At 34.7% G+C, this 14145-nt stretch carries 14 protein-coding genes; 7 read left to right on the top strand and 7 right to left on the bottom strand.

The features are described 5' to 3' along the window. Positions 1-18: 18 nt before the first annotated feature. Both JAZ75_RS03000 and purE read left to right on the top strand, forming a co-directional pair. The gene (locus JAZ75_RS03000; protein WP_132843726.1) at positions 19-1161 is read left to right on the top strand and encodes a 5-(carboxyamino)imidazole ribonucleotide synthase; all 1143 of its coding nucleotides are present in this window, start codon (positions 19-21) and stop codon (positions 1159-1161) included. Between the two features lie 6 nt (positions 1162-1167). Beyond that, complete coding sequence (purE, locus tag JAZ75_RS02995) at positions 1168-1677, top strand: 5-(carboxyamino)imidazole ribonucleotide mutase (RefSeq protein WP_021188838.1); 510 nt, start codon at positions 1168-1170, stop codon at positions 1675-1677. Positions 1678-1731: 54 nt separating this feature from the next. Here purE and JAZ75_RS02990 read toward each other — a convergent pair whose 3' ends face one another. The 4 genes from JAZ75_RS02990 to bshA form a co-directional block, all read right to left on the bottom strand. Continuing rightward, the gene (locus JAZ75_RS02990; protein WP_132773427.1) at positions 1732-2712 is read right to left on the bottom strand and encodes a sugar phosphate isomerase/epimerase family protein; all 981 of its coding nucleotides are present in this window, start codon (positions 2710-2712) and stop codon (positions 1732-1734) included. A 130-nt stretch (positions 2713-2842) separates the two neighbouring features. Continuing rightward, the gene (gene frr, locus JAZ75_RS02985; RefSeq protein WP_132773429.1) at positions 2843-3406 is read right to left on the bottom strand and encodes a ribosome recycling factor; all 564 of its coding nucleotides are present in this window, start codon (positions 3404-3406) and stop codon (positions 2843-2845) included. Between the two features lie 30 nt (positions 3407-3436). After that, positions 3437-4141: a UMP kinase gene (gene pyrH / locus JAZ75_RS02980; protein ID WP_021189335.1), complete on the bottom strand. Its 705-nt coding sequence runs from the start codon at positions 4139-4141 to the stop codon at positions 3437-3439. A gap of 77 nt (positions 4142-4218) precedes the next feature. Beyond that, positions 4219-5355 carry an N-acetyl-alpha-D-glucosaminyl L-malate synthase BshA gene (bshA, locus tag JAZ75_RS02975; protein WP_021189334.1) on the bottom strand — a complete coding sequence of 379 codons (1137 nt, stop codon included), beginning with the start codon at positions 5353-5355 and terminating at the stop codon, positions 4219-4221. Positions 5356-5514: 159 nt separating this feature from the next. Here bshA and JAZ75_RS02970 point away from each other — a divergent pair, with 159 nt between their 5' ends. The 5 genes from JAZ75_RS02970 to JAZ75_RS02950 all read left to right on the top strand — a co-directional run bounded on the left by JAZ75_RS02970 (position 5515) and on the right by JAZ75_RS02950 (position 10024). Next, complete coding sequence (locus JAZ75_RS02970; protein WP_031287875.1) at positions 5515-6231, top strand: DUF1003 domain-containing protein; 717 nt, start codon at positions 5515-5517, stop codon at positions 6229-6231. Then, positions 6221-6625 (top strand): alternative ribosome rescue aminoacyl-tRNA hydrolase ArfB, encoded by a 405-nt coding sequence (gene arfB / locus JAZ75_RS02965; RefSeq protein WP_208700191.1) that lies wholly within the window; start codon positions 6221-6223, stop codon positions 6623-6625. Before JAZ75_RS02970 ends, arfB begins: the two co-directional genes overlap by 11 nt. Before the next feature lie 325 nt (positions 6626-6950). After that, complete coding sequence (locus JAZ75_RS02960) at positions 6951-7325, top strand: BlaI/MecI/CopY family transcriptional regulator (protein ID WP_021189331.1); 375 nt, start codon at positions 6951-6953, stop codon at positions 7323-7325. A 27-nt stretch (positions 7326-7352) separates the two neighbouring features. Then, a complete protein-coding gene (locus JAZ75_RS02955) occupies positions 7353-9098 on the top strand; it encodes an energy transducer TonB (protein WP_208700189.1) in 1746 nt (581 codons plus the stop codon). A gap of 44 nt (positions 9099-9142) precedes the next feature. Next, entirely contained in the window at positions 9143-10024 is an 882-nt protein-coding gene (locus JAZ75_RS02950) for a hypothetical protein (RefSeq protein WP_208700188.1), read from the top strand. A 34-nt stretch (positions 10025-10058) separates the two neighbouring features. Here JAZ75_RS02950 and JAZ75_RS02945 read toward each other — a convergent pair whose 3' ends face one another. From JAZ75_RS02945 to JAZ75_RS02935, 3 genes are read right to left on the bottom strand one after another with little or no spacing between them, the layout of a single operon-like run. Next, on the bottom strand, positions 10059-10349 hold the full coding sequence (locus JAZ75_RS02945; protein WP_132773437.1) for a chaperone modulator CbpM: 291 nt from the start codon (positions 10347-10349) through the stop codon (positions 10059-10061). A 4-nt stretch (positions 10350-10353) separates the two neighbouring features. After that, entirely contained in the window at positions 10354-11250 is an 897-nt protein-coding gene (locus tag JAZ75_RS02940; protein ID WP_132843720.1) for a DnaJ C-terminal domain-containing protein, read from the bottom strand. A 45-nt stretch (positions 11251-11295) separates the two neighbouring features. Then, on the bottom strand, positions 11296-13983 hold the full coding sequence (locus JAZ75_RS02935) for a carboxypeptidase regulatory-like domain-containing protein (protein ID WP_208700186.1): 2688 nt from the start codon (positions 13981-13983) through the stop codon (positions 11296-11298). Positions 13984-14145: the final 162 nt, after the last annotated feature.

Here is a 14145-nt window from a genome sequence, read left to right as displayed (position 1 = left end):
AGAAATAGAAAAATAGACATGGGAAAAGATTTTTATGGTGATTTGCAATTAGGTGTTCTTGGCGGTGGTCAATTGGGCCGTATGTTGATTCAAGAGGCCATTAATTATAACGTTAATGTTCACATTCTTGATCCAGATAAGAATGCTCCTTGCCGTAAATTATGCAATCGTTTTGAATGTGGCTCTCTGAGCGATTTTGAAACTGTATACAATTTTGGAAAAGATCTTGATATGATTACCATTGAGATCGAAAAGGTAAATGTGGATGCCTTAGAAAAATTGGAAGAAGAAGGTGTACTTGTCTATCCACAATCGCGTATCATTCGTCTTATACAAGATAAAGGATTGCAAAAGCAGTTTTTTAAACAAAATGATATTCCAACTTCTGCATTTCAGCTGATCTCTACCAAAGAGAATCTTAAAAATACAAATTTGACTATTCCTTATATTCAAAAACTGCGTAAAGATGGTTATGATGGTAAGGGAGTGAAGAAGATAAACACAGTTGATGATTTAGAAACTGCTTTTGATGAACCCTCTTTAATTGAAGAATGGGTTGATTTCGAAAAAGAAATAGCTGTTATAGTCGCACGAAATGATGATGGTGATGTTGCAACTTTTCCAATGGTAGAAATGGAGTTTAATCCTGAAGCTAACCTGGTGGAGTTTTTAATAGCACCTTCAACATATGGTTTCGATATTCAGCAACGAGCAGAAGAATTAGCCAAGAAGATTGCCAATGATTTACAGATTGTCGGACTTCTAGCTGTTGAAATGTTCTTAACAAAAGACGGTGAGATATTAGTCAATGAACTTGCGCCACGTACACATAACAGTGGTCATCAAACAATAGAAGGGAACTATGTTTCTCAATTTGCACAACATTTGAGAGCGATCTTTAATTTGCCATTAGGCGATACACGTTGTCGAACTAATGCAGTGATGATAAATCTTCTTGGTGAAGAAGGTTATGAAGGATTAGCAAAATACGAGGGTGTAGAAGAGATTCTGGCTATGGAAGGTGTATATGTACACTTGTATGGCAAAAAATTCACTAAACCTTTCCGTAAGATGGGACACGTGTGTATTATCAATGACGACCGTGAATTAGCCATCAGTAATGCTAGAAAAGTACAAGAAATTTTAAAAGTAAAAGCTTAAAAATATATGTCAACATTGAACCAGGTTTTAGTTGGAATTATTATGGGAAGTAAATCAGACTTACCTGTAATGCAAGATGCAGTAGATGTATTAAAAACATTGGGAGTTCCTTTCGAAGTAACGATTGTTTCCGCACATCGTACGCCGCAACGAATGTTTGATTATGCGCAAGATGCGGCGAAAAGAGGTTTGAAAGTTATTATTGCTGGTGCAGGTGGAGCAGCACATTTACCAGGTATGGTAGCATCAATTACGCATCTGCCTGTTATCGGCGTTCCGGTAAAGTCATCTAATTCAATTGATGGATGGGATTCTGTATTATCGATCTTACAGATGCCAAATGGTATTCCTGTAGCGACAGTGGCATTGAATGCAGCGAAAAATGCAGGTATCCTTGCCGCACAGATAATAGGAACACAAGATAAAGAAATCGAAAAAAATATCATCGCTTTTAAAGCTGAATTAGCCGCAAAAGTGATTGAAACAGCTGAAGAAGTCGAAAAAATGACTTTTTAAGTGTGAATATAATTATAAAAATAAAGGGGGCTTAAGCCCCCTTTATTTTTATAATTATATTTTAGCTAAATGCTGTTCTACGTAATCGTAGCTTTTCTTTAAGCTCTCAAATTTATTAGGTAGATAGATATCATCTTGTTCAACAAAAGCATATTTTAAACCAGCTTTTGCTTTTGCCTGTGCGATAGCAATAAAATCAATATGGCCAGTTCCAACTTCTGTATATTTTACCTCTTTTGAAATTGCGCCAAAGTCTAATTTGTCAAATTCAGGTCCAACAATAGTTTTTGTAAATGCTTTATCCATATCCTTGATATGCCATAATTTGAATCGGTTCGGAAATTTTTCAAATAAACTGACCGGATTAATTCCTGCCTTTTCTGCCCAGTATAAATCAAGTTCAAAATCAACAAGGTCGGGCTCTGTAAAAGCCAACAATACTTCTTCCCCTTTGGTGCCATTTCCTAAATCTCTAAATTCCCAGAAATGATTATGGAAAGCAACCTTTAAACCATGTTTCTTAGCCGCTTCACCCGCTTTATTGAGCTGTTCAGCTATGTAAAGAAAATCATCCTTCTTTAAGGCAGAAATATCAAACATTGGAGAGACAGGAGCGATAACATATTCTTGTCCTAACTCTTTTGCCGCATCAAAATAGATATTTAGATCCTCTTTATCTTGATGGTTTCGGCTGAAGTATTTTGACATATCGTAATGACCGCTATGCGATTTTAGGCCGTTATCGTCTAATACTTTTTTTAAACTTTTATAATCTAAACCCCAAAAACTTTTTGCTACAGTATCTATTCCATATGTTTCAACATGCTTATAACCTATTTTAGAAACCTGCTGTAAAGAATCGGTCGGGTTTGCAGTCATCAGATCTCGAATCGAATATAGTTGTACACCTATATTAGCAAAAGGTGAATCAATACCTGGTTTCTTACTTTCACAAGAAAGGAGCTGTGGTAGGAAATATGCTGCAGAAAGTCCAAGACCAGCTTTTTTGATAAATTGACGGCGTGAATTATTCATACTGTTTAATTTGTTTGTAGTTTAGTTTAAGGATTAAGTTACAACTAATTTTAAAGAAAACCATTATTATAAAATAAAAAATGGGGATGTATAGCATACATCCCCATTTTAATATTCTCAGAAAAGAAAATTATACCGTCATGATATCTTTTTCTTTTAATTCTGCTAATTTATCAACTTTTGCAATATATAAATCAGTCAATTTCTGAACTTCAGCTTCACCAACTTTTATTTCGTCTTCAGAAGCACCGTCATTTTTCAATTTTTTCAAAGACTCATTTGTTTCTTTGCGGATATTACGAACAACAACACGACCTTTTTCAGTTTCTTCTTTTGCCTTTCTTACTAAATCACGTCTTCTTTCTTCTGTTAAAGCAGGAATTACCAAACGGATCACAATACCATCATTTTGTGGGTTAACACCTAAGTTAGCATCTGTGATAGCTTTTTCAATAGCATTGATCAATTGTTTTTCCCATGGTTGGATAACAATAGTACGTGCGTCAGTTGTATTAATATTACTAACTTGAGCCAACGGAGTTGGAGATCCATAATAATCAACCGAAATGCCATCTAACATAGATGGTGAAGCTTTTCCGGCACGAATTTTTGTTAATTCTGATTCTGTAAAAGAAACAGCTTTGGACATATTCTCCTTACAATCGTCCAATTCAAGTGAAATCAATTCATTCATATCTTAATATCGTTTTTTTCTTTTTTATGATTAGCGTACGATAGTACCTACAGGCTCTCCGTTTGCTAATTTAGACAAGTTACCAGGCTTGTTCATATCGAACACAATAATTGGTAAGTTGTTTTCTTGACACAGTGTAAATGCTGTCATATCCATTACATTCAAACCTCTTTGATACACTTCTGTAAATGAAATTTCATCAAAACGTGTAGCTGAAGGATCTTTTTCAGGATCTGCAGTATAAATACCATCAACACGAGTACCTTTTAAAACTGCATCTGCATTAATTTCAATCGCACGAAGTGAAGCTGCGGTGTCTGTCGTAAAATATGGGTTACCCGTTCCGGCTCCAAAGATAACAATACGGCCTTTTTCAAGGTGACGCACAGCTCTTCTGCGAATAAAAGGCTCACAGATCTGCTCCATCTTAATAGCTGTCAACAAACGGGTTTTCAAACCTACTTTTTCAAGACCATCTTGCAACGCCATACTATTGATAACCGTTGCTAACATGCCCATATAATCCGCTTGTACACGGTCCATACCAGACTGTTCTGCACTTAAACCTCTATAGATATTACCTCCACCAATAACAATAGCAATTTCTAAGCCTTGAGTATGTAACTCTTTGATGTCTTTTGCATATTGTGCAACTCTCTTGATGTCAATGCCATAGCTTTGATCTCCCATTAAGGATTCGCCGCTAAGTTTTAATAGGATACGTTTGTATTTCATAATTGTTTTTTTGGAAATTCTCCAAAGGCCAAAGATAAAATTTTTTTTTCATCCGATAAGGACGAATGTCATATTTATTAGGAATTTTTAACTTTTTCTATCACCTGCCTATAATATTCTTCGTATTGGGGCATAATATTACTAAGTTGGAATGTTTTAGCTCGCTCTAATGCAGCATCTTTAAACTTTTCTAGGCGATCATTATCCTCTAAAATATAGATTGCATTTTTCGCCATTTCATCAACATCTCCAATATCACTTAAGAATCCTGTTTCTCCATTAACATTCAGTTCTGGTAAACCTCCCGTATTGGTTGAAATAACAGGAACTTTACAGGCCATTGCTTCCAAAGCGGCTAGACCAAAACTTTCAGAACTCGATGGCATTAAGAAAAGATCGGATACGGATAGAATTTCTTCAACAGCATCTTGTTTACCCAGAAAGCGAACATCTTGACATACACCAAGATCACGACATAATTCTTCAGCATTCGTCCGTTCTGGTCCATCACCAACCATTAATAGTTTACTGGGGATATGTTCATTTACTTTTTGAAATATGCGAATCACATCTCCGGTATTTTTAACTTTTCGAAAGTTGGAGGTATGAATCAAAATGCGTTCATTTCCAGGAGCAATAGCTCGTTTAAAATGAGAACGGTCTTTTATACTAAAACGTTCCAGATCAATGAAATTAGGAATAACTTGAATGTCTCGCTTAATATCAAAATAAGTAAGCGTTTGATCCTTTAAACTCTGTGATACGGTTGTTACACCATCAGACTGATTAATTGAAAAAGTAACGACAGGGCTAAAGCTTTTATCTTTACCAACTAAAGTAATATCAGTGCCATGTAATGTCGTTACAACAGGAATATTAATGCCGTAAGTTAATAAGATTTGTTTAGCCATAAAAGCAGCTGAAGCATGTGGAATGGCGTAGTGAACGTGGATGACGTCTAGTTTTTCAAAACGAACAACATCAACAAGTTTACTTGCTAAGGCAGATTCGTATGGCAAGAAATCAAAAAGAGGATATTGTGAAACAGCAACTTCGTGATAAAATAGATTTTCCGAAAAAAAATCCAAGCGGGCAGGTTGCCGGTAAGTGATGAAGTGAACCTGATGTCCATGCGTAGCTAAAGCCTTTCCAAGTTCTGTTGCTACGACGCCACTACCGCCGAATGTTGGATAACATACAATCCCTATTTTCATAATGCTTATTTATTTACTGCAAATTAAAGATTAATTTGTAAAACAGCCAATCACACGAATGCAATAATTTGTGAAGGACTATTTTCAGGTATTATGAATCGGTATTGCTGGTTTATTGCTGGAAATAAATTATCTTGTTATATATTAACTAAACTTATTATGAAGACTTTTGTAAGCAGTATATCTGGAAAGACATTTCCCATTACCAGTAAAGTGTTGGGATCTACATTAAGAACTTCTATTTTTGATCTTGTCAAGGAGGATTTTCCAGAATTTTCAAAAGAATCTCTCATTGCCTCTAGCGAACTGGATGGATATAAAGAAAAGTATATCTCAACAATCTTGAAAAATGAGTTGGGAGAGCTTACACGTTTAGATCAGCTGGTGATTGAGAGTATGAATAATAATCAGATGATTAGCGCATCTATTGACCAAGAGGAAGTTGCAGATTCTTTTGGGGAACGTATTGCAGATAGAGTTGCTGGGTTTGGAGGGAGCTGGACATTCATTTTATCCTTTTTAGGATTTTTAGTTTGTTGGATTGTGTTAAATATGTATTGGTTGAGTAACAAAGGATTTGACCCATATCCATTTATATTGCTCAATTTGTTGTTATCCTGTATTGCTGCTTTACAGGCTCCCGTTATTATGATGAGTCAAAACAGACAAGAGGATAAAGACCGTAAAAGAGCGCAGAATGATTATATGGTCAATCTTAAAGCAGAGTTGGAAATACGTACTTTACATGAAAAGATAGATCATTTATTGATTCATAAAGAACAGGAGCTCATCGAGATGCAGCAGTTCCAGTTAGATATCATAAAAGATCTAATCAATAAAATAGATAAGTTGGAAAGAAGTAACAATGGTAAATAAAGAATTAGTATTAAGAGAATTAACCTTTAAATTTGCACGTTCGGGTGGAGCAGGGGGACAAAATGTCAATAAAGTTTCAACTAAGGTCCTGTTACAATGGCCAGTTTTGGCCAGTACATGCGTTGATGAGGATATGAAGAGTCTCATTATGGAAACATTAAGTAACCGTATCAATAAAGATGGTATCTTTCAATTAGAATGCGATACAGATCGTTCTCAATTGAAAAACAAAGAAATTGCAATCGAACGATTTTTATATATTATCAAAACGACATTGACACCCGTAAAAGCACGGAAAAAAACAAAAATACCTTATCGGAAAGTTTTAGATAGGCTAGATAGAAAGGCGAAACAATCAGAAAAGAAAAGTAACCGACGTTGGAGTGCTGAATAGTGGCTATTAAAAAATCATTCAAGCTTAAAACTCAAATTTAAAATATAGTCACTTAGGCCTATGCTAGTATATTCCTGTAAATATTGAAGGTAATTCTCCAGTATTTATAGGAATTTAATGAACCTAAATTACAGTTATCCCAAATGACTCAATTTAGCAATAGTCTCTTACAATATGAAAATGTAACTTTATTGTTAATTTTAATTCATTGTATATCAATGCAATATATTGTGAACTAAAAAATTAGTTTGATAACTAGGTTTTTAGTTTTATACTTGTTATATAATCGATTATCGGTAGACGTGCCATTTTAATAAATAGAGTTATGAACGAAATTAAAGAACTTACAAAAGCTGAAGAGCAAATCATGCATGAGCTTTGGGAAATGGATGGAGCCTTTGTTAAAGAAGTGATAGATCGTTTACCAGAGCCCAAACCAGCTTACAATACAGTCTCGACCATAGTGAGGATTTTAGAAACCAAGGGTTTCTTAGTGCACGAATCTTATGGGAAAAGTCATCGTTATATCCCTAAGATTACAAAAGAAGAGTATAAGAAACTGATTACAGGGAAACTTTTAAATAATTATTTTGATAATTCAGCGAGCAGCATGTTATCTTATTTTCTTGAAGAGAATAAACTTGATCTCGGCGAAGTCAACGAATTATTAGAGATGATTGCCAAACAAAAGAAAATTTAAAGATTTCAATCACTTAACACCTGAATTATGATAGCTTATCTGATTTTAGCAAACACAAGCCTCGTCATATGCTATTTACTTTATTATTTAGTCCTGAGAAAACTCACATTTTTCCAAGGAAATCGGATCTATTTATTGGTTGCTGTACTATTGTCTTTTACATTACCAGCAATACAATTTGTAGATCTATCTGAAATGGATTATAAGACTACGTTAATTCCTGCTATTTCGCTGGAATTAACAGAATTTAGTATACCTGAAATTGAGGGTAAACAGCAATTTTGGCAACTGCATTCGAATGTTGAACTCATTTATTGGGTCTCAATCATCATTGCTACTTCGTTTTTACTAATTCGATTGTATAAGCTATACCGTAGGTTTAATAAAGCTGATGGCAACGACTCATTTTCTTTTTTGAATTTTGTTTATATCGGTGAGGAAGTGAAAGAAAATGAAATCATCCACCGTCATGAATTAGTTCATGTACAGCAAGGGCATTCTTATGATATTCTTTTTTTAGAGATTGTTCGAGTTTTTAATTGGTTTAATCCTGTATTCTTTTTTTATATCAGAGAATTGAAATTTCAGCATGAATGTATTGCTGATCAACTTTGTGCTGCAAAAGATAAAGCATCTTATGCAGAATTATTAATTGCAAATGCACTCCGGGTATCGACTGATGTGTTATCACATGGCTTTGCCAGAGAGTCCATTTTAAAAAAGAGAATTATGATGTTATTTCAAAATAAATCAAAGAAATCAAATCAGTGGAAATATATGTTGATTATTCCAATTGCTGGTTTAATAGGTTTGGTGGGGCTGGTATTAAACAATACCGTTGACGCAAAAACAGAACTGATTGATAAAGTGATCGATGTGAAACTACCGGTGGTATCTGAGGCTGTTACAAAACTGATGGAGATTGAGGAACAAGGACCACAGCAGGAAAAGATTTTTAGTAATCCGGAAGTTTTACCAATACCTAAAGGAGGTATGCAGGCTTATATGAAATATGTAGGTCAGAATTTAATTTATACAAAGGAGATGACCGAAAATAATATTAATGGTATTCTTGAAGTCGTTTTTATTGTAGAGAAGGATGGTCGTATTACGAATGTTAAAACAAAAAAAGATTTGGGATATGGTTCAGCGAAGGTTGCTGAAGATGTAGTAAAAAATGGAAAAAAATGGCATCCGGGAATTCAGAATGGTAAAGCTGTTCGAACAGCAGTTACACTTCCGATAAAATTAGAGACAGTCCATTTTCCAGAGCCTAAAAAATCAAATAAGCAAGCTGCTGTTAAGAGACAGACTACAAAATCTTCAGAGGATGTCGTTCGTTTCCCGCCACCGAAAGTAACGAAAGATGAAGTGCCAAAGAAGAAACCTGTCAAATCGTCTCCTGATGAAGTTCGTTTTCCGGATCCCAAGAAACCAGCGGAAAATACGGTTATATTTTCAGCTGTTGAAGTTAAACCAGCGCCACCAAGGGGGATGCGTGATTTTATGAATTATGTTGGAGAAAATTACAATTTTCCAAAGGAGGCCTTAGAAAATAATATTAACGGTGTTGTAGAAGTATCATTCATCGTTGAAAAAGATGGTAGCCTATCTAACTTTGATGTAAAAAGAGATTTAAAGTACGGAACTGGACAAGAAGCGGTGAAAGTTTTGAAGAATTATCCTGAAAAATGGAAACCTGCGATACAAAATGGAGAGCATGTAAGGGTTGCTTACACCATGCCTTTCCGATTAAATACAACTGCCCAATAATTAAATAGCGTTCTAATGCGATAGCGCTTTTTTTGAATAATGTTATGAAAGCTATTTATATTTTATTTGGACTATTCTTATTAACGTCTTGTCGATCAGCTTATCAATTCACTCCAAAAGGTTTTATTGTTGATGGGGATGAGTATTTTGTTAATGTTGAACGAAATCTGTCCGTATATGTCGGTGATAATTTTTCAAATTATGATGAAAGGACGAAAACTGGACTGCAGACAGCTTATCTTTCACATGACGATCAGAAGATCATAAAGAAATTAGGCTATGATGCGACGAAGTATACTGTTTTGTTCAATGGAAAAAGTATCGGAGATACGACATTTAGATTGATCAGCTTAATCAATAATAAATCGGATGAGCGTTTTAAAAATACAAAAGAATTGTTGTCAAGAGATGGATTCGAAATTAAAAAGACAGCAGAAGGGAAATATTATTATCGAACTACGACCTTAAAAAAACAAGTTATTTATCATGCTATGGTTCCCTTTAAGCAGCAATTGGGAAGAGAAGAGTATGTCAGTTTGATTTACATTATCCCTGAGAAGTACTTTAAGAATTTTGATCACATTGAAGATCTGGCGATATCAAATGCGTCTATGTATAGGCAGCATTATATTTTTACGCCAAGCCGTACAGAAATTTTATGTCCTGATGACAGCAGTAGGGGGCATTTTGATTACCGCATTCCTGATCAATATATACAAAAGGAAAATTACACATTAATGAAGGGCTTTTCTGCAGATAGAGATGAAGGAAAAAAACAGTTGATTATTTACCGGCTTGTTCAACCAGGACAATCATATGGTTCGTTTGTTGTTTGCAAAGGTAATTATCAAATTGAATTAACAGATTTACGGCATAATGTGATTTGGAAAGATATAATAACAGTTGATAAAGACTTAGATAATTAATACCATATTGTAAAAATCAGCTTAAAGCTTTGAATTATGATTCCAAAGCTTTAAGCTGATTTTTTATGCGCTGCAATTCACTTTGTAATGCTTCCACTTTCTGAATGAGATGATGTGCTACCTCAATACCCGCAGGATTTACATCTAGCTCATAATACCAGTCCGAAAATCTTTCCAGATCCCGAAGCTGTTCCTCTTCAATATATTTTTCTTCCTGTTGGATGATAATATGGAGAAGACCATACTCATTTAAAGTTTCTATAAAAGTAATCTCCGCTTTCCTTGAATAGCAGTAATCAGATAGTTTAATTAGGGTCCTTTCCATAGGATTATTTCTTTAAATCGGCCAACTGTTTGAATAGTTCTTTTTCTTTGTCGGTTAAATTGGTTGGTATCATCACGTTCATACTGACATACAGATCTCCAAATTCACCATCTTTTTTATAGACAGGAAAACCTTTTCCTTTTAACCTGACTTTGGCATTGTTTTGTGTTTCAGGTTGAATTTTAAGTTTTATTTTACCACCATATGTATCAATGATGGCTTCCCCGCCTAAAATAGCGGTATAAAGATCGATATCTAATGTTGTATAGAGGTCATTACCCTGACGTTTAAACTTGGGATCAGCAATGATGTGGAAAGTAATATAAAGATCTCCTTTTGGCCCTCCATTTACACCTTCACTACCAAGGCCTTTAAGTTTAATTTTCTGACCATCTTCTACACCCGCCTGTATGTTGATTCGGATGTTCTTACCATTAATCGTAAAAGTTTGTGCATGAGTAGTATAAGCCTGTTGTTGTGTTAACTCCAATTCAGCATTGAAATCTTGTCCACGAAAGTTATTTCTTCTTCCGCCCCCGGAGCGGTTACCAAACATCTGTTCGAAAAAATCTGAAAATTGTCCATCATCAAAATTTCCTGTATAGCCCTGCGAACCTCCGAAAGGATTTTCATTCGACTGTCGGTACTGCTGTTGAGACCGCTCATATTCCTCTCCTCGCTGCCAGTTTTCACCATATTGATCATATTTCTTACGTTTTTCCGGATCGGATAATACCTCATTGGCTTCATTGATCTCTTGAAACTTCTGTTTTGCAGCCTCATCATTAGGATTGAGATCGGGATGATATTTGCGGGCTAATTTTCGATAAGCTTTTTTTACATCATCAACAGATGCCGTTTTGCTTATGCCAAGTACTTTATAGTAATCTTCAAATGCCATATTATTTTAGTTGCTATAGTTTCAACAATTGTGAAGCCTGTTTGTTTAATTTTTCAGTTTTGTTACTTTAAATTTATAAATATATCCTAACAAAAAGTACTGTCTTAAAGTAACCGTGTTTTGAAAATAGGTTGTATTCCCACTGGTACCCCAGTAGTTCTGTCTGTTTTGATTTAAGATGTCAAAACCCGTTAATTTGATTTGGGAATTATTTTTCAACGTGTAATAAATAGAAGAGTTCAGTATATGATAATTGTCTCTTCCACTTAGGCCACTTGCCCTATTCTCTAGTGAATAGGAGGTCTCTAAAGAAAAACCTTTTATAGGATTTACATTTAATCCTACGCCAACATTGTGTGTTCTATTAGCGGTAGCAATAAAATCAGGATTGTTTTTAACCGAATTCTGAGCCTTGTTCCAGCTGTAGGTATATTTAGGCGTTAGGCCGATTAAATTCTTCCAAGTAATAGAAAATTCCTGTGTTAGATTGATGCCGAGGTTTGTTAATTTGTTGTCCACATCATTGATCGAAGAATAATATTGGTAAGTATATAAGCTACTGTTTTGAGATATATAAAATACCCAATCGCTACCAGCTTTAAAATTATATCTACCATATAAATAGCCATTATAATTAGTCGTTGATCCTGCTTGAAATGCCTGTATGGTATAATGTCCATTTGTCACATCACGCCAACTTCTATGACCCTCACTTTTATCTTTATAGTTTACACCGGCACTAAATCCCAGTTGGTATTTTTGTGTGTATTTATTGAATGAAAAGCGCGTACTTTGTTGCAGTTTATTCTCATAGAAAAAAGCTGACAGTCGCGTCATCAGAGGATTTAGTGTATCCCTAATACTTTGGATCTGATATGTTGCAGGTGATTCTAAATCTTTAGACCAAGAAAGATCAAAATCTTTATAGCGAATATTGATATTAGGTAGCCAGTAACCATTCGAAGTTGTTTTTCGTTCATTGATTTTGAATAAATTAAATTGATTATCCTTAACAGCATATGCTGTACCAAAGTTTACCGCTAATTTTTTGAAAGGTTTCCAGTAAAATTTCATGGCAGTCACATATTCCTGTGATTTAAAACTATAGCTGTTTTCAAACTGCTCACCATGGATAGTCCCTGTATTATCTCTGTTGTAGAATAAACTTTGCGTAGGTCTGCTACTCGAAGTATTATAAGAAATATAGAAGTCAAAATTTAGTTTTTCGATACTGGTATTATTATACCCAGCAAAAGTTTTAATACTGCTGGATTTCTCTCGATTCGTTCTGTTTTCCCATAGACTAGTATTTGGGATCGGGTTCTGGAATATCTCTGTTAATTGATTGCCAATTTCTTCTGATTTACCATTTCTAATATTGATGGTATTTTTTAGAGATACAAGATGTTTCTTACTTAATTGTTTTTCAATGTGGAAATTATGATCGTAATTAATATTATACCCATCTGATGTGTTATTGCTTTTGCTGTTATTTATTTTTTTGTCTTCGGTATAGGTATTCATCCAGCTATCAGTTTTACCATCATTATTGGTAATTGAAAGCTTAGGTGTAAACTCGACGTATGCTGTTGTATCCATTCGGTGTCTGAAAAGCGTATTGATATTGTGCGCAAGCGACTTCCGGTAGCTATTATATTCGTTTTCGCCGAATTGCTTAACATTATCATACAGCGAGGTTTGACTTCCTTGGTTTTGGCCTTCTTCATTTTTGTACTTTAACATGTACATGAGGTTTAGTTTTGTTTTCTTTCCCCAATCATTATTGAGGTTAAAGCCACCGGCAATATCATTTGCTTTGCCATTATAATTTCTGCCACCAAAGTCATTAAAACCATAATTTTCAGCTCTTCCTAATCCACCGTGTTGATTAAGTTCATTGTAATCAAAACTTTCTCGATTGATATTATTTCCGAATCCGATGAAACTCAATTGCAAAGTATCCTGAAAAGTATTGAACAGACCACCAGCTTCATAGCGGTCTCTAGTTCCGACACTGCCATATAATTTACCAAAACTTGCTTTCAGAAAATCTTTTTTGAATTTCAGATTGATGGTAATAGGTAATTTTTCTTCATCCTCCACTGTTTTTTTTGATTCGCCTTTATCGCGGTATACCTGTACCGTTTTAATTAAGGAAGCATCTAGATTGCGTGTAGCAATTCGCAGATCGCTGGCAAAAAAATCCTTACCATTTACTTTTACCTGAGAAACTTCTTTACCTTCATAATAAATAGTACCATCCATATTAATTTGTAGACCAGGCAACTGTTTTAAAAGTTCTTCAGCATTGGCGTTCGGTCTAGTCTTAAAAAAATCAGTGTTATATTCTAATGTATCTTTATTCATGCGCACAGGTGGTGCAACAGAAATGACGACCTCGTCCAATAGTTTTCCCCCCAGTTTAATCGAATCTAATTGCTTTTTTTCGTCAGGATTTAAAAGAATGTCCTGATGATAGTTGCTGCTATTGACGTGCGAGATATATAAGATCAGATTTTTATTTGCAGGCAGTTTAACGAGGTTGAATTCTCCTTTATCATTTGTCAGAGAATAGGAGAGTACCGAAGAATCCTGTTGCATAAGAATGGAAACTGTTGCTTTTTCAAGCGGTTTATTTGTATGATCAATAACAGTCCCTTTCAAACTTCCTGAGTTTTGGGAATAGGCAAAATTAATGCATAAAAATAGCAAGCTTAATACATATAGCTTCATAATTGACTTTTTAGGAATGGTTGGTTTATTGCTCGCTAAGATAATTACTTTTTTAGATATCGATTTTTAATTAACTTATTTTTAACACATTCACTTTGTTTTATGCTGAATGAAATTGTTTATCCGATTTAATCAGTTGGATCGGTTATCAAAATAGGAAGC

The organism is Sphingobacterium sp. UDSM-2020 (assembly GCF_016132525.1).
In the GTDB taxonomy this organism is placed as follows: domain Bacteria; phylum Bacteroidota; class Bacteroidia; order Sphingobacteriales; family Sphingobacteriaceae; genus Sphingobacterium; species Sphingobacterium anhuiense.
This window is presented reverse-complemented; position numbering and strand designations above follow the sequence as displayed.